This is a genomic window from Streptomyces viridochromogenes (assembly GCF_001270495.1).
GTDB classification, from domain to species: domain Bacteria; phylum Actinomycetota; class Actinomycetes; order Streptomycetales; family Streptomycetaceae; genus Streptomyces; species Streptomyces viridochromogenes_A.
The window spans coordinates 46,115-61,498 of sequence record NZ_LGUR01000235.1 but is presented as its reverse complement, the minus strand read 5'-3'; the positions used below and the strand labels follow the sequence as shown (position 1 = coordinate 61,498).

At 67.8% G+C, this 15,384-nt stretch carries 11 protein-coding genes and 5 pseudogenes; 13 read left to right on the top strand and 3 right to left on the bottom strand.

The features are described 5' to 3' along the window. Positions 1-942: 942 nt before the first annotated feature. On the bottom strand, positions 943-1,440 hold the full coding sequence (locus tag ADK36_RS47140) for a hypothetical protein (RefSeq protein ID WP_234330011.1): 498 nt from the start codon (positions 1,438-1,440) through the stop codon (positions 943-945). Positions 1,441-2,222: 782 nt separating this feature from the next. After that, positions 2,223-3,675 (bottom strand): annotated as a pseudogene (locus ADK36_RS47135) (NF041680 family putative transposase). 1,267 nt (positions 3,676-4,942) lie between these two features. Here ADK36_RS47135 and ADK36_RS49720 point away from each other — a divergent pair. The 9 genes and pseudogenes from ADK36_RS49720 to ADK36_RS36160 all read left to right on the top strand — a co-directional run. Beyond that, positions 4,943-5,061 (top strand): annotated as a pseudogene (locus ADK36_RS49720) (IS5/IS1182 family transposase); the annotation flags it as partial. A gap of 151 nt (positions 5,062-5,212) precedes the next feature. Continuing rightward, the gene (locus tag ADK36_RS49200) at positions 5,213-5,398 is read left to right on the top strand and encodes a hypothetical protein (RefSeq protein WP_159029190.1); all 186 of its coding nucleotides are present in this window, start codon (positions 5,213-5,215) and stop codon (positions 5,396-5,398) included. A 132-nt stretch (positions 5,399-5,530) separates the two neighbouring features. Further along, entirely contained in the window at positions 5,531-6,079 is a 549-nt protein-coding gene (locus tag ADK36_RS36190; RefSeq protein ID WP_053200599.1) for a GrpB family protein, read from the top strand. 118 nt (positions 6,080-6,197) lie between these two features. After that, a pseudogene (locus ADK36_RS36185) lies at positions 6,198-6,572 on the top strand (helix-turn-helix domain-containing protein); the annotation flags it as partial. Positions 6,573-6,665: 93 nt separating this feature from the next. Next, positions 6,666-7,367, top strand: a pseudogene (locus ADK36_RS47120) (transposase). 616 nt (positions 7,368-7,983) lie between these two features. After that, positions 7,984-8,409, top strand: a complete 426-nt coding sequence (locus ADK36_RS36175) for a WXG100 family type VII secretion target (RefSeq protein WP_053200595.1) — start codon at positions 7,984-7,986, stop codon at positions 8,407-8,409. 64 nt (positions 8,410-8,473) lie between these two features. Further along, positions 8,474-10,090: a WXG100 family type VII secretion target gene (locus ADK36_RS36170; RefSeq protein WP_053200593.1), complete on the top strand. Its 1,617-nt coding sequence runs from the start codon at positions 8,474-8,476 to the stop codon at positions 10,088-10,090. 17 nt (positions 10,091-10,107) lie between these two features. Then, complete coding sequence (locus ADK36_RS36165) at positions 10,108-10,548, top strand: protease inhibitor I42 family protein (protein ID WP_048582736.1); 441 nt, start codon at positions 10,108-10,110, stop codon at positions 10,546-10,548. A 17-nt stretch (positions 10,549-10,565) separates the two neighbouring features. Beyond that, positions 10,566-10,955: a hypothetical protein gene (locus ADK36_RS36160; protein ID WP_107086942.1), complete on the top strand. Its 390-nt coding sequence runs from the start codon at positions 10,566-10,568 to the stop codon at positions 10,953-10,955. Between the two features lie 207 nt (positions 10,956-11,162). Here ADK36_RS36160 and ADK36_RS50700 read toward each other — a convergent pair. Further along, a pseudogene (locus ADK36_RS50700) lies at positions 11,163-11,249 on the bottom strand (GNAT family N-acetyltransferase); the annotation flags it as partial. Between the two features lie 141 nt (positions 11,250-11,390). Here ADK36_RS50700 and ADK36_RS36155 point away from each other — a divergent pair. The 4 genes from ADK36_RS36155 to ADK36_RS36140 all read left to right on the top strand — a co-directional run bounded on the left by ADK36_RS36155 (position 11,391) and on the right by ADK36_RS36140 (position 15,364). Then, a complete protein-coding gene (locus ADK36_RS36155) occupies positions 11,391-11,939 on the top strand; it encodes a hypothetical protein (RefSeq protein WP_159029189.1) in 549 nt (182 codons plus the stop codon). 59 nt (positions 11,940-11,998) lie between these two features. Further along, positions 11,999-12,445, top strand: coding sequence for a hypothetical protein (locus ADK36_RS36150; RefSeq protein WP_048582733.1), 447 nt, complete (start codon positions 11,999-12,001; stop codon positions 12,443-12,445). Between the two features lie 34 nt (positions 12,446-12,479). Beyond that, complete coding sequence (locus ADK36_RS36145) at positions 12,480-13,043, top strand: hypothetical protein (protein WP_048582732.1); 564 nt, start codon at positions 12,480-12,482, stop codon at positions 13,041-13,043. A 755-nt stretch (positions 13,044-13,798) separates the two neighbouring features. Beyond that, positions 13,799-15,364, top strand: coding sequence for a hypothetical protein (locus ADK36_RS36140; protein ID WP_048582731.1), 1,566 nt, complete (start codon positions 13,799-13,801; stop codon positions 15,362-15,364). Positions 15,365-15,384: the final 20 nt, after the last annotated feature.

The window sequence follows — 15,384 nt, the reverse complement described above, 5'->3', positions numbered from 1 at the left end:
ACACAGCACAGCACCAGCACCAGCACCAGCACCAGCACCAGCACCAGCACCAGCACCAGCACCAGCACCAGCACCAGCACCAGCACCAGCACCAGCGTGATCCGGATACCGCGACAGTCCCCACAAACTGCGCAGAAACTCCAGCGCCGGCCCCGGAAGACGCTGCGCCTCGTCCAGCACCAGCACGCGGGGCTGCCGTAGCGCGTTCACCAGCATCAGGTCGGCCTCCCCCGCCCCGCGCGGCAGACGCCTGCCCAGCTCGAGGGCGTCCGCGAGTACCCGGCGCAGCTCGGGAACCGTCGGGTGCACATCGACGTGGACCCGACGGACCCTGCCGGGTGCGGCAGCTGGGACAGGGCGTACTGCAACGCGACGGTCTTCCCCTGTCCGGCGTCGCAGTACAAGCACACCCCCCGACCGCGGCCGCGTGCGCGACCGTCCGCAGCACCGACCGAACGGCAGGTGTGTGCACGCCCTGCGCGCCCGGCACCAGGACCGGGACCTGCGCCAGATGCTTCTGCTCCCGCAGAAAAACCTGCCCACCGGTGCCTTGGCCGGCCACGACGCTGAGGCGGCACGACAGAACCCCCATCATTCACAGGCCCTCACCAAGCACCCCCACCCAGCCACGCCCGCCACACCCCACCCCGGCCCACCTCCCAGCACCTCAGACATCCCACACCCCGACAAACTTGCCCCAACAAACACAAGAACAGAACAAGTCCGGCCGTGAAGACGTCCACGAGCGCCAGTTCGCCCGGCTCAACGGACGGCATCAGAAGGAGGACCGACAGGCCTAACTGGAAATGGCGAAAATGAGCTGCCCGACGTCCCGCGCCTCCGTGTGGCTGTCTGACCCCGGTCCACCGGGGCCAGACAGCTGGGGCCGGGGCCAAATCCCGCGATGGCAGCTTGTTCGCTACCGTTGGTCCGCGTAGGGCATCAGTGATGACGACCCTTGTCGTTGTCGACCGCCCGGAAGCTACCGACCAGTGCGAACGGAACCACCAGCCCATCGAAAACCGGCGTTCCGGAAATTGCGCTGCTGGAATTACCCGGCCCAATAGTCGCAATTGCGGCGCCATTGTCACAGGTAATCCCGGTGAAGAATTCAACGGTCCTGTCACTCTCGTTTCGGACGTTGAAGGTGACCGCCGGACTGCTGATCACAGCAGTGCACACACCCGACTCGGCCGAATACGTCCGCTCATTGACGTAGATCCGCCCGTCATCGCCTCTCCGGCGGTTTCCTTGATCGTCATTCTGGAAGTTGTAGCTCGACTGGTCGTCACCTCCCTGGGGGACAGAGGCAACAGCCTCCTGTACCGACGGAGCGGACTCCGAAGCAGAACTCGAAGCCGAGGCGTAGTTCACACTGGTTGCGGCAACGACCGTGACGCCCACCGACAATGCGATCCCGACAACGGTACGCGTACGCACTCTGATTTTCCTTCTCACGGGCATTCTTCTCCATCTCTCAGGGAGGTCAGCCGGGCCGGCCGATATGAATGAACATACTCACGCCCAAATCTGTCGCCACTTCAGAAATGTTTGGCGGGTGACAGCAAGGGGCCGACCGGGCGTTCGAATGCCGGGAATCCGGTTTGTGACGGACCATCAGAAAGGCGCACTCAACGGCGACTTGGCAGCACGGTTGGGCCGACCGGGGGATCGGACTGACACCCCATCACACGTCTGCGCGCGTGTCGGGCATTGACAACCCTCCGCGCGGCGGCTAGTCGCCACCCGGAATCAGGGATTGCCCCTGCTCAGCGCCCTACGACTGGGACTGTAGCGGGTGCGCACGGTGATCGCGGGAACCGGCAGGGCCGCCACACAGATCGGGTCGTGCCCCAAACGGCAACACCACCGGCCCATACGGCCACGACGAGCGGGCGCGAGCATCCAGCCGCCACGGCACCGCATGCTGGGCCGGCGGCGGGGCAAAGCCCGCGAAGGGGGGGCACGACCGGTGCCGGTACGCCGCCGTAGCCCCAGGCCTGGGAATGCACGCCACCGGCCCCGGGCCCGCCCTTCCCGGATTCGGCCACGCGTCCTGCCCCTCGACCGAGAACACACCCCTACCCCACAACTATTCACCGGTCCGGCTGGTCCAGTGCAGGCCGCAACCGGGGAAGGGGGCGTCGTGACGAATCGACCATATATTCGAAGATTCGCATGTGTGCACGGGTGGGGTGACAGGCTCTCAGCTTGTTCTTTATCTACCAGGACCTGCCAGGTCTACAGATGGCCTTGAGGGTCTCGGGGCGTTTGACGGTCTTGCCCACGTCGTAGCGGAGTGCGGGACGGCGGTTCTTGGTCCCGGGCGACCGTCCGGGACCGGCGCCACGAGGTTGGGGAACACGGGCCGGGCAGAGCAGGTGGGCTCGGATGTTCCTGAACCCCGGCGGACCCGGGCCGGGGTGAGACGTTCGGGCCTGGCCGGCTTCTCCCAGGGCGACGGAGGTCAGCGGCCAGCGGCCGGGCGAGCCTGAGCTGGGTGTACGCGACGGCCAGGAGCCAGGTCCAGCGGTCCGCTGCCTCGGGTGTACGCAGTTTCGGGATGGTCCAGCCGAGCGTCTGTTTTCCGAACCTGAAAGTGTGCTCCAGGTCGAATCTCCTCAGAAACCCCTGCCACCAGCGGTCCACGTCCGCCGGGGCGGCTCCGGTCTTCGAGGACCACAGCCATATCAGGGGTGCCTCCCGCCACCTGGAGAGGTGCTCGACTGGAGAGGTGCTCGACTTTGAGGCGGACCAAGGCGCCCTCGACGATGGGGAGTTCACCGTCGTGCTCCAGCCAGGCCCAACGGTGGGTCAGCCGTGGGTGGACCCGGTCTCACGCCTGGGCTTCGGCCTTGCCGTAGTTGGCGGTGTCGGTGGCCGTGGTGATCGCCGGTTCGGGCCAGGTCTCGGGTTTGGTGAAGCGGAACTCCGACCCGTGCTTGGGTGGATGTCCGCCTTGGGGCTGTAGACGCGGGGTGGCTTCGGTAGCCGCATCACCCGGTCGCCGCGGATCCGGCCGACCAGCTCGACCGGGAGATCGCGCAATACCCAGGCCAGACGGGTGACGTCACAACCGGCGTCCACGACGATGGTGATGTCCGGGTCCCCAGCTGTCCACTGACCGGCCGCGATGAGCCTCTCCACCACAGCGCGGAGCTGGGTGGCGGTGACCGCGGTCGCATCGTCCTCGGGTCCGAGCCGGACCACGTCCAAGATCCCCGTCCACGAGGTAGCGCCGGGCTCCAGGACGGCGACGAAGGAGTACGGCCAGCCCGGGATGAACTGGGAGGCGGACTTCGCCCGGCCGTAGACGTAGCAGAACAGCCGCTGGTCCGAGCACGGAGCGTCCGAGCGCAGCCACGGCGACACGTCGACCGCGAGTACCAGGCGTCCACCCTCGAAACGCGGCAGCGGCAACCCGGCCAGCACCGTCCGCAGACGGTCCACGTCAACCCCGCCGCGGTTGAGGGCGCCGTACAACGCGCCGTGCCCACGGCGGTGTTCGGGCACCAACGTCAGATCCACCGGCGACTTCACCGGGCCGTCAGCACACAGCGCCGCGTCCACCCAACTCGACAATTCGTCGCGCCGGGCGGTCAGACATGCGTAGAAGGCGCCCCAGAGGCATGACGCCTCCACGAACGCTTCCCTCCGGACAGCATCAGGCAGCAGACTCACCCTCACGGCCTTCGTCGTGGTCACGTGCACTTTGGTCGGAGAACATGACCAGACGAAGGCCGCCGCCCCCACGTCCGGCGAATCCCCTTGCGAGCGAATCCGTTCGAGACGCCATTCGAGACCGTGGCACCATGTACCGCATGACGACGAACCGAAAGGTCCATGCCGCGTAGACGGCCAGGACAGATCCGTGCCGGCGCCCCCGCCAGCCACCGGACAACGGGTGCAAGGCCAGTCATCGACGGCCTGTCTTCGCGTGCACTGTCCGAGATCATCCGTCTCGAGCACACCCGCAACTATCTGCAGCCAGGCGACGTCAGCGCGGCTGTGGGCCTGTGGAAGGACTACGTCCACCAGCCCGAGCGCGATCTGTGGCACGACTACGAGTGGGGCAATGTGCACTGGTACTGCTGCGGCAACCCTCTCGAAGCCCGAGCCCTCCTCGACACCGTGATGCAGGCTATGTCGCCACGAAGCGCCCGCGAACTTCGAAAGATCGTCAGCCGGTCAGACGCCGTCTGGAACCTTCCGTCCCCGCCCTACGACGCGGACGGAAGATAGAGAACAAGCTCCGTGGCCGCCGCCATACCGACCGTACGCGGCCCCACACCATGGCCGAAGCCCGAGATGGCCCCGGGCTGGGGAAGGGCGGCGCGGCGCGGCCACTGGTGTGCGGGCGGGCTTGACTGGTGGGGCAGACAGCCCGAAAGGCCGGCCGACTCAAGAGCATCGGCCGGCGGGAGTTCCGGTTGGGGCGGTGCTTCAGTGGCGGCTACGCGAGCCAGAGCGAGCTACGCCGATGACGCGCCGGCGATATCTCCACCTTGTCCACGGCATCGAGTGCGAGTTCGTTGGAGCTGGAATTCACCAGCCTCAGGAGAGTCCCTACTTGGGCTCGCAGCCGCTGCCGCGCCCTGCGTTCCTCCACTGCGGACCACTGGGCGACGGAACGGTCCTCCTGGTGTCGAGCAAACGAGTAGACATCCACCGCGCGGCGGACCATGCGAGGTTGGGGCCTTCTGGACTCTCGTGCCGCATCGGCGAAGCAGTGTGCGCTGTACCTGAGGTCGTAGAGAACCACGGAGCGCCAGGGGTTTCCTGATGACCAGTCGTGTGCACTCTGGCTGAGTGAAGCGGGAAGATGGTGGGCGGTGCGTGTCACGGGACTCCGTTCGCAGCAACCGCCAGGTAGCTCCTGGCGGGCTACCTGAAGCCCGTTGGCCCCGTCGAACGTGTGCGTTCCATGCGCGTAACCCTATCTCGCGGATTCTTCGCAGACCGCGGTTACGACTTCGACAAGCACGGGACATGATCCGCAAGCGCACAATCACCCCAAAGATCGCCCGGCGCGGCGGCCCGCACGGCTCCGGCCTGGGCAAGCCGTTCGGTGGTGGAGCGGACCTCTCCTCGACTACAGAAGACCAGCGAGGATCCAGCGTTCTTCGGTCTGCCTGCGATAGTTGAATTGCGACGCGAACTACACGAAAGGGGGCTTTGGGTGGCTGTGTGTACTCAATGCAATGTCGGCGACGTGTCGGCATTCAGGCTGATCAAGGACGGCCGTCGCCTGTGGGTGTGCCACGAATGTGACGCCGTATGGTTCGGCCATGCCCCACCCAAAGGCCCTGCGGAAGGCACGCTCTACCAGTACGTCGAGCCCTACGGAGGCCCGGGTACTCCCGCGGACTGGGAGCAGATAGAGGCCGTCGGCGAGTGACCAAGCGCGACGTGGACGAGCCCGGAGCCTCTACTTCGAGCAGCCAGTGAGCCTTTTCCAACCTCGGACGGTGAGGGCGGGCGTGGTGGCTGGGCGGAATTCCGATGGACATCGCAGCCTGCGTTGACCAGGATGACGGCCGTGCCCAGCGCCATCCACGTAGCCGACTATGACCCGAGCTGGCCACGGCAGGCCGCTACCGCCATCGAGGCTCTCCGAGCAGCGGCGCCTGGGCTGTTCGTGGAGATCGAGCACATCGGCTCGACAGCTGTCCCGGGACTGGCGGCCAAGCCCGTCAACGACCTGATGGCCGCAGTCCACGACCTCACGCATGCTGCACCCCACCAGGCGGCGCTCGCCGACCTCGGCTTCCACCCGCACGACAACGGGATGACTGACCGGCTGCTGTACGTCCGCGCAGATAACGGGGCCCGCAGCCATATCCTGCACGTGGTGACCCTGGAGAGTTGGCCTACCCGGAACCAGCGGATCTTCCGGGACTACCTGCGCGCCCATCCCAAGGACGCGACCCGATACACGCAGCTCAAGCGGGCGATCGTCGCCTCTGGTACAGGGCCGGGTGAGTATGCGCGAGCCAAGACGGCGCTGGTGCAGGAACTCACCGACCGTGCTCGCGCACAACTGGGTCTGCCATCGGTACCCGTGTGGGAGAAGCACTGAAGTCTTTGCCAATATGGCTGTTTGCAGGACGGGTTGACAAAGGCTGCGTGCGGGAAGGGGTGAAGCTCCTGGTAGATGGGTTGTCGACCAAGAGCAACCTGTCCGCCCGGAGCTTCGTGTGCTTGTCCACCCATCGGGTATCGATTTGTCCAGCTCGACCCTGCGGTTCCTGTCCGGCCTGCTGGTCGCGCGACAGAGCGAGCGAGGGACCCGGTGGCGTCGGCTTCCGGCGGGCCGGCAGGCCCTGCTCGTACTGGCCCATCTGCGGTGCGGACACACCTACGCCCAGCTCGCCGCCGGTTTCGGCGTCGGGACCACCACGGCCTATCGGTACGTGGCCGAAGCCGTCGAGATCCTTGCGGCCCGCGCGCCGGATCTGGCCGCTGCTGTCCGGACAGCAGCCTGTAAGGCGTTCGTGATTATCGACGGGACGCTGCTGCCCGGCGCGGTCCACGACATCCGGGCGGCCCGCACCCGTGAGATTGGAAAAGCCTCAAGCAGAGTCTTGCGCCGTTTCTTCACCATGACCTGACGCCATTTTTTCAGTCGGCGGCTTTCCCACATCGAGGTCGGTGAGTTTCCGGATGTGGTGCACTTGGACGTCTTCCGACGTCCCGCAGATCTTTTGGGTGCCGTTCAGCGTGGTCCCTGGCGGCTGCCGCTGGAGGGCCGGGTGTTGCTGGTGACGACGTACTGGCGCACGAACCTGACGTTGCGGCAGGTGGCGCCGCTGTTCGGGGTCTCGAAGTCTGCGGCCGGCCGCATCCTTGATCACCTGGCGCCCTTGCTGGCCATCTGGCGGGCTCGTCGGCCGCGCAAGGACACCGTCTACATCGTCGACGGCACCCTGGTTCCCACCGGCGCCCGCAGCGTGGCCGCCTCCAGCAAGGAGCTATCGCTACTCCACGAACCTGCAGGCGTCATCGACGCCAACAGTCGCCTGGTGGTGGCGATCGGCCTGCCGCTGCCAGGCAGCCGCAACGACTGCCGGGCCTTCAGGAGTCCGGTGTCGACCGGGCCTGCTGCGGCGCACCGACCATCGCCGACGGCGGCCATCAGGGCACCGGCCTGCTCATCCCGTACCGCAGACGACGCGGTCAGAACCATCTCAGCCCACAGCAGGAAGCGGAGAATGCCGTCCACCGTCGGGCCCGGGACCGGGTGGAACACGCCCTGTCCCGGCTGGAGGACTGGGAAAATTCCGGCCGTCTGCCAGCTCAAGGGCAACAGCGTTCACCAGGCCATGCTCGGCATCGCCCGGCCCTACAACCTGGCCCTCACCGGATAACTCACACCCCATACGGGACAACCTCTACCTGCCGGACCGTCGGAGCGCCCGCGACCTGACGCGAACTGCCCTCACCCCCGCCGGCCGGGCCCCGCGGCGTACGAACTGTTCGCCGGCCGCTCCGACGGCGTCCGCAAGATCCTTCTCGACCCCACACGCTGACACTCCCCCGCGGACCGCCGCATCAGCCCCGCTGCGGACCCGGCGGACTCGGCGGACCCGGCAGACTCGAATGAGGTGCCGGGTTGCCGGCCTCGAATGGTGAGGACCGATGGGGGCAGCCCCACGCGCGCGCAGCCCTCAGAAGTGTCGCTGCCTGCGAGTACGCGGCACTCGGCCGTTTCCGGGTCCGGGAGGATGCTGCGCCCGCCGCTAGGCCCGATTCAGGCGCCGTCGGCCGCGCGAAGAGCTGGTTGACCGGAGTTCGGCGACCACGGCTTCCACAGGCCCTGGACCTTGCCTTGGAGGCCGATAGCCGACCCGGCTATGAGCCGTACCCGTCAGGGAGACGCGGTCACCACCCGCTGTTGTGCGCGGGGGCGGTGAAGGTCGTTGCGTTCATGCCACCGTCCGCTGCTACATTGCGCCCTCAAGATCAGAAAAACGGGGGCCGGACATGACCGTGCAAGGGCACGCCGGGGGCTATCGCGTCCAGGCGAGCGCGATGGACAGCGAGGCGCAGACACTCGACACGGCGGGTGACGACGTCGGTGCCGTCGCCAGGGCGGTCAGGGACACCGCCTGCTACAGCTCGGACGTCCTCGGCGGCTCCGACGCGGGCCCCGCCTACAACAACTTCGCCGGTGACTGGCAGGCAGAGGCCAAGGTCCTGGAGAGCGCCCTGCACGAACTGGCGGACAAGGTGCGGGTGTCCAAGGCGAACTACCAGGGCGCGGAGCACGCCTCCATCCGGGGCATGAGCGCGGCGAGCGGAGAGGGCGTGACGACGATGCCCGCGCCCGCGGGGGATGTTCCCGCGCCGGGCTACCGCACCATGCCCGCGCCCGGCACGCCGCCGCGCGGTCTGTCCGACTTCGGCTGAGCCTCCTTCGTACCGCGTACGAGTCAGCACTCCTGCCCTCACCACGACAGAAGGCCGTACCGTCATGCCCGACGCAGGCGAATCCACAACCGACCGCCGCCAGAAGCTCGCCGAGTACCACGACTCCATCTCCTCGGCCGACAGCAAGAACGATCTCATCGGGGCCATCAACAACGCCCTGGGCGTCTCGGCGCCGGTAGGTGACCCCGGGGTCATCGAGGGTCTCGCCAAGAACTACCGCAAGCAGATCGACGACGTCGCCGACGTGCGCCGGCGGGTGCAGAAGGTCGCGGGCGAGGGCCTGCCCGACGCGTGGGTGGGCAGCACCGGGGCGCGGGCGTCCGAGGTGGTGATGGCGGCGGCGCGCTCCGCCGAGCAGATGGAGCAGGCGTTCATCGGCGCGGCCGGGGCCCTGTTCCGCTTGGCCGACGCGCTGACCAACGCCAAGGCCCAGGACAAGGGCGGCCGCGAGCAGTTGCGCGAGGCGCTCGGCGTGCTCGGCGGTGAGGACGGCTTCTTCGACGACATGGTGGAGAAGGACGCCGAGGAGGCGGAGCGGCTGCGGGCCCGCAGCCTCGCGGCCGCGGGCGCCAAGACGATGCACACCGCGGCGGAAGTGGCCGACGACGCGGCGCGGGCCGCGGCGCGCGACCTCAACAAGCTGGCGTCCGAGGCCCGGGCGGGCCAGATGAAGACCGACAACATCTCCGCCGCCGACCGCCTCGTGCTCGCCGACATCGCGGGCCCCGGCGGCCCGGCGGACATGAACGAGCTGCTGACCGCGAACGACCTGGAGCGCTCGGGCCGCGCGATGGAGCGCCTCAATGCCCGCGAGGAGGCCGAGTTCGAGCGGATGCTCGCCGAGGCGAAGACCCCGCAGGAACGGGCGTACCTGATGAAGGCACTGGCCGCCGGGTACGACGTCAAGGAGGTCGGCGAGTTCCGCGACAAGATCCACGGCAAGGACCCGGACTGGCTGCAGCGGCACCTGACGCCGGTCACCACGGCCGGGGACAGCATGAAGGACGAGGGGATCAACACCAGCGGCCCCAACAAGGGTTCCAACCACAACACGGACCAGCAGACGTTCAAGGGCGAGAGGTGGTCGCAGGAAGGCAACACCTGCGTGCCGTCGACCGTCGTCACCGGGCGCGCCATGGTCGATCCGGTGTACGCCCTCGAACTCACCGGCGGTCCGTCCGGGCAGGAGGACGACCCTGGCGCCTTCCGGGAGCGGCTGCGCGACGAGCAGCTGCGGATGCACGACGAGGGCGACGGCAGCGACGCGTACGACTTCCCCTTCGGCACGACACCCGACGGCATGGACAACGACGGCAAGACCGAGATCTCCAACAAGGAGATCAGTCCGCACACGGGCGGCGAGTACGAGTTCCAGGAGGTCAGGAGCGCGGACGACCGCCGGGACGCCCTCCCCGACATCCAGCGGGCCGTCGCCGAGGGCAGACCGGTACCGATCGGCGTCGAGGGCAAGGACGAGGACGGCGACCGGGTCGGCCACTCCATGATGATCATCGGTCAGGAGGGCGACATGCTGCAGGTCTACAACCCCTGGGGGACGACCACGTGGGTCAGCGAGGACGACTTCGTCAACGGCAACATGGGCAAGGCCTCCGACAGGGACCTGCCCGACGCATACGGCGTCCACCTGCCCGCCCAGTGAACGGAAGGCCGATCCCCGTGAAGTCCAGCCACCGCCTGTCCACCGCCCTGGCCCTGCCGCTGACGGCCGTGATGCTGTCCGGGTGCGGCCTCTTCGGCCCCGAGACGTTCGAGGCCGACGAGCGGTCCATCGAAGTGGACGCGGGCGACACGTTCGAGCTGGTGCTCCCGGCCAACCCCTCGATGGGCCAGGACTGGAGCATCGTGCGCCCCGGTCCCGACCATGCAACGGTGCGCCAGGAAGGCGACCGGGACGAGGACTTCGCGGGCGACAGCGGTATGGACGGGGGTGGTGACGGTACGCAGACCTTCACCTTCCAGGCCGTTGCCGCGGGCACCACGAAGATCAAAATGAGCTACTGCGTGCTGGGCGAATGCCCCGACGGCGACGACCGCACCGCGACGGGCGACCCTGGCAACGACCCGGCGTACTTCATCTACACGGTCACCGTGCGATGACCGGAACGGAGGTACCGATGAACCCCGGCAAGACCGACGAAGAGTCGGCGCAGGCCGACGTCGCCATGCTCCTGCGCTACGGCATCGGCGCCCCGGGCCCGCGTCGCAGCGCCCTGTTCGGCGACGGAGCCGTGGGCGCCGCGGTCGCGCTCGACCGCCTCGGGGTCCAGCCCCGCTCGGTGGCGTTCCTCGGCAGGACCGTCCGCAGCGGTGGTACCGGCTACACCGCCCGGCTGCCGGAGCTGCTGCCCGAGCCGGCGGCCTCGGATCTGGTGCGCGGCTGGCTGGATGCGGCCGCGTCGGTGGCCCGGCCCGTGGAGGGCGACGAGGTCGTGGCCCGCTGGCTGGAGGCGGTCGCCGAACTCATCGGACTGCGCCGCACCACCCGGGAGCGCGCCGCCCGCTGAGCGCGCCTCTCACCCGCCCGCGACGACCCGCGGGGCATCGAGCGCCTCAGGCGGGGCTGCGGGCGGAATTCGGCGGGCCACGGGATGAGATCCCGCCAGCCCGCGCTCCGCCCCCACGGCGAGCCGCCCACTGACCGGGGCCGTGTCCGCTCAGCCGCAGTGTGCGCCGCCGCTGGCCGGGGGTGCCGGGTGCGGCCCTTGGCGGCCGGGATCGGCGTTCATCGCCGTCCACGGTTCAAGGTCGGAGTCACGCCATCGGCGCAGGACGAGGCGATCGGTTCGCAGTTCAGCCATGCTGCTCGGCCAATGTGAGCTCTGGCTCCGAGGCGATCTCCTTTTCTTCTGCGACGGAGCAGACGAGCCGCGAACGCGGTTCGGTACCGGGGTGACGGCCGCGCGGGACCCCTCCCGGGCATCCGCGTGTAGAACCGCCCCATGACCACATCGGAAACATCGGCCCGCCGCCGTACGGGCAGGCCGTCTGCGGTACGTGGCGCGGTGGGGACTGTCTGCGCCCTCCTGGCCCTCGCCGCCACGCTCGCCGGCTGCGGCTCCGACTCGGGCGACGACGCGGGGGCACCCGCACCAGCCGCACCATCGCGTACGGCCGAACGGTCGCCCGCCTCACCCACGCCCACGAAGGCCTCCTCGTCGCCGTCGCCGTCGCCGACCGCGGTCAAGCCGATGAAGCCGTCGACGCCGGCCGAGCTGCGGGCCTGTGCAGACGGCAGCTGCACGGTCGTCGTGACGAAGGGCACCGAGCTCCCGCGCGCCGCCGGCCTGGGGGCGGGGCCGTTCACGGTGAGCGCCGTCGCTGCCGGCGGTGTGGACCTGACCTCGGTCGACGCGAGCGGATTCACCTCCAACCTGCTCGGGCAGCGACCCGACCAGGGCGGACCCTCCACCGTCAACGAACTTTCGATCGCCGTTCTCGCCATCGCGGAGGACACCGCGAAGCTACGGCTCTTCCCGGCCGAGCACTAGCAGTCGCACATATCAACCAGAAGTGAAGCTTTCGCACATGTCTTCGAGGAGGGGTGGCCATGGGACAGGTACGCGAGGGGGCACGGTTGGGGGCATGGGCCGTCGGCGGAGTCATCGGCCTGGCGGTGTTGTACGTGATCGGGGTGTTCGCCTTCGGCGGCGCGGGGTGGATCACCGCCCCGTTCCGCGGTGAGGCGGACAAACGCGAGAACACCGTCGGCTCGGGCGAGTTCCGACAGACCACGTATGAGGAGTTCTTCGATCTGTGCGAGGCCGCACAGAACGCCGAAGGGACGATCCGGGCGCTCCAGGAGGAACGGAGGACCGCTTCAGAGACACGCACGACGCAGATCGACCAGTCGATCACCGCGCTGAAGGCCACGCGGATCGAGTCGGTCAACGCCTACAACTCGAAGGCCGCCCAGGAGCACCGCGCGCCCTTCCGTGACAAGAATCTTCCGCACCGGCTGGATGCCACCGCCGAGCGCACGACGTGCACCAACTGATCCCCATCTCATCCCGGGAAGAGGGCAGCACCGCATGAAGAAGTTCGCACGCATGGCCCTGGCCACCGTCGTCGCGCCGGTTGTGGGCCTTGCCCTGACGTCCTGCACCGACTCCAGCCAGGACAAGGAGAACAAGACCAAACAGGAGAACTACGACCACCTCGTTGCCCAGCAGCCGGCGGGTCGCATGGAGTACTCGCCGACCCGCGAAGCGATCAACCAGTGGATCAAGACGTGGGGGACGCGGGGCAAACTCTCGTACGTCTACATCCAGAACGCCAAGGGTGAGTACGGGTACTTCATCATGAAGGGCCTGCCGGTTCCGCGCTGCAAGATGCTCACTCCGACGGAGAAGGTGGAGTCCTCCTCCCACGGCGTCGCGGTCATCGCGCAGCCGGGCATGGACGGCGTGTACTCGTCGGGTTCCACCTGCAACGCCTACTACGGATTCGACGCCACAACGGGCGCATACATGGAGTTCACGGTCGGCACGAACCAGTCGTTCTTCCTGTTCGACAAACCCATGCCCATGCCGGAATACGCCAACGCCAAGCAATTGGGGCCGACCTCCGTCAACGACATCGAGAAACAACCCTGAACGGCCCGGCGCCGGTTGAAAGACCCGCCCCCCCGGTATCCCGTTACACGCTCGCCACGAAGCTGGTGAACGAGCTGGTCGAGGCCGCCGACGAGAGGTGGCTGAACAAAGACCGTCGCCCATTACGGACGTGTCGATACACACGCCCGGCGTACTGTGCTGAGGGCCAGGCCGACGTCCTGCCCGGCGCCACCGTGCACGGGATGGACGTCGGACGGCTTCTCGCCAAGAGCCACTGACACGTGCTCTGGCGGGACCTGACGGACGGGCACGCCAGCGCCTGGAGCGACTCGGCATCATTCCCCTGGCCCCCAGCGGGGCGTTGCGTCCTCGAAGGCCCGCGTGGGCTCTGTGAAGGTCCCCAGGGCCCACGTCCGTCGCCGATCGCGCCCGGGCCCGCTACGGGCACCAGGTGATCTGCCGCGCCGCCCTGGCCGTCTGTGCCCGTTCTATGACCTCTTTCAGCTCCACGCGGGCGCCCAGAAGGGCATGGTCTCCTCCTGAGTGCACGCCGAGCGGCGAGTCGCCGCGCACCGAAGACAACGGGCGGGAGCAGCTGAGGTAGTCGAATCGGGGCCGTCTCGTCGAAGCGGCGACGCATACGCGTAGGTCGCCCTGCACCACCGACGATTCGCTCCGCCGGCACTGACTGGTCGTCTCGGCCTGGTCGTCTCGGCTCAAGTGGGTAAATCCGCTTTCGCCAGCGCCAGTTGAGGGAAGGTTGGTTGGGCAGTGGCACGGGGGAGGGAGGGGACGTGGTCGGCGATGAGGTTCCGGACGATCTGACGGCGGCCGAGGTCGGCATGTGGCAGGCGTTCCGTAACGGTTCCGAATACGACCTGCGGATCGGGTCTGCAGAAGAGGACGACGCCAACGGCTCATCGGCGTGGGGGCCCGAGCGCACCGTTCGGGCCCGGATAGTTGCTCTCTTGCTGCTGAGCGGTCCGCAAGCGCTTCCGGGCAGAGCCGCGGCATTGAAGATCACAGGGGTCCGTATCGACGGCCCCCTCGACTTGTCGAACTCCCAGATCGACGTGCCCGTCGAGGTGCGCGGCTGCCGTTTCGAAAAGCCTGTCCGTCTCGTCGACTGCCACATGCGCACAGTCATTTTCCATGGCTGCGCGATACCCGCTCTGGAAGCGGCCCGGCTCGCCACGACAGGGGACCTGCAGCTGAGCAGCTGCACCGTGTATGACGGCATCTCCATGCCTCAGGCGCAAATCGGCACCGACCTCACGGTCAATCTGCTGTGCCTGTACTCCGATCGCCGGGACAGAGCGTGGAACGGCGACGGAATGAACGTCGCACAGGATCTCAACGCCGAGGGTCTCAGTTCCCACGGCATGATCTCGCTGAGAGGGGCACGCATCGGCGGGCAACTCAACTTTCGCGGTGCTTCGCTGCGGCACCCGCACGGCCGGTGGGCGCTCAATGCCCTCCGACTTGTCGTAGAGGAGAGCCTGGTCATCTCCGCGATGGCTGAGCCGGACACGCCCGATACGGGAAACGGAATCCCGACTCGTCTGGCCCGAATGCGGCGGGCCGAAGTGCACGGCGGAATCCTGTTGGACGGAGCCACATTCGGCAACAGCCTCGTCGTGGACCATGCCAGGCTCCATCTCACCGATGGCCAGGAAATGTCCCTGCGAAGCATCCAGGCACCCGAACTGCGCTTCATGCCCGAACGTCCGGAGCGCGGACGCATCAACTTGACCAACGCCACTGTGAGCCGTTTGGTCGACAGGGCGGACAGCTGGCCCGGCCCGGGCCAGCTCAATCTGCAGGGCTTCACCTACGAAACTCTCATTCCTGGAGGCCCGTTCCCGCTGCGCGCCCGCCTGGCGTGGTTGGCCAATGCCACCCCCGAATACTCTCCCGAGCCCTACGACCGTCTGGCGGCGTCACTTCGGGCCTCTGGTGAGGACCTCGATGCCAACGAGGTCATCCTGGCCAAACTCCGTCGGCGAAGAGAATCACTGCCCCTGCTGCTGCGAGCGTGGGACGGCTTTCAGGACGTCGCCCTCGGCTACGGCTACCGCCCAGCACGCGGGTTGTTCTGGCTCCTGTCACTCTGGCTCGCCGGATCACTGTGGTTCGCCTTCCACCCGCCACCCCCGCTGAGTTCGGAGGAGTCACCGCACTGGCAACCCGCCATCTACACCCTGGATCTCCTTCTGCCGGTTCTCAACCTCGGCCAGGAAGCAGCGTGGCGTACGTCTGGCGCCTCCCAATGGATAGCTCTCTCCCTAGTCATCCTTGGCTGGCTCCTGGCCACCATCCTCACGGCCGGCGCGGCGGCGGTCATTCTGCGTCGCAACTGAGCCGACCAGGAGGCGGCCAC

What these genes read in the sequence shown, in the direction of transcription:
- ADK36_RS36155 (WP_159029189.1), top strand. Translation starts at nt 11,391, where the DNA reads ATGACCACATCGGAAACATCGGCCCGCCGCCGTACGGGCAGGCCGTCT.
- ADK36_RS36150 (WP_048582733.1), top strand. Translation starts at nt 11,999, where the DNA reads ATGGGACAGGTACGCGAGGGGGCACGGTTGGGGGCATGGGCCGTCGGC.
- ADK36_RS36175 (WP_053200595.1), top strand. Translation starts at nt 7,984, where the DNA reads ATGACCGTGCAAGGGCACGCCGGGGGCTATCGCGTCCAGGCGAGCGCG.
- ADK36_RS36170 (WP_053200593.1), top strand. Translation starts at nt 8,474, where the DNA reads ATGCCCGACGCAGGCGAATCCACAACCGACCGCCGCCAGAAGCTCGCC.
- ADK36_RS36145 (WP_048582732.1), top strand. Translation starts at nt 12,480, where the DNA reads ATGAAGAAGTTCGCACGCATGGCCCTGGCCACCGTCGTCGCGCCGGTT.
- ADK36_RS36190 (WP_053200599.1), top strand. Translation starts at nt 5,531, where the DNA reads ATGACGGCCGTGCCCAGCGCCATCCACGTAGCCGACTATGACCCGAGC.
- ADK36_RS36160 (WP_107086942.1), top strand. Translation starts at nt 10,566, where the DNA reads ATGAACCCCGGCAAGACCGACGAAGAGTCGGCGCAGGCCGACGTCGCC.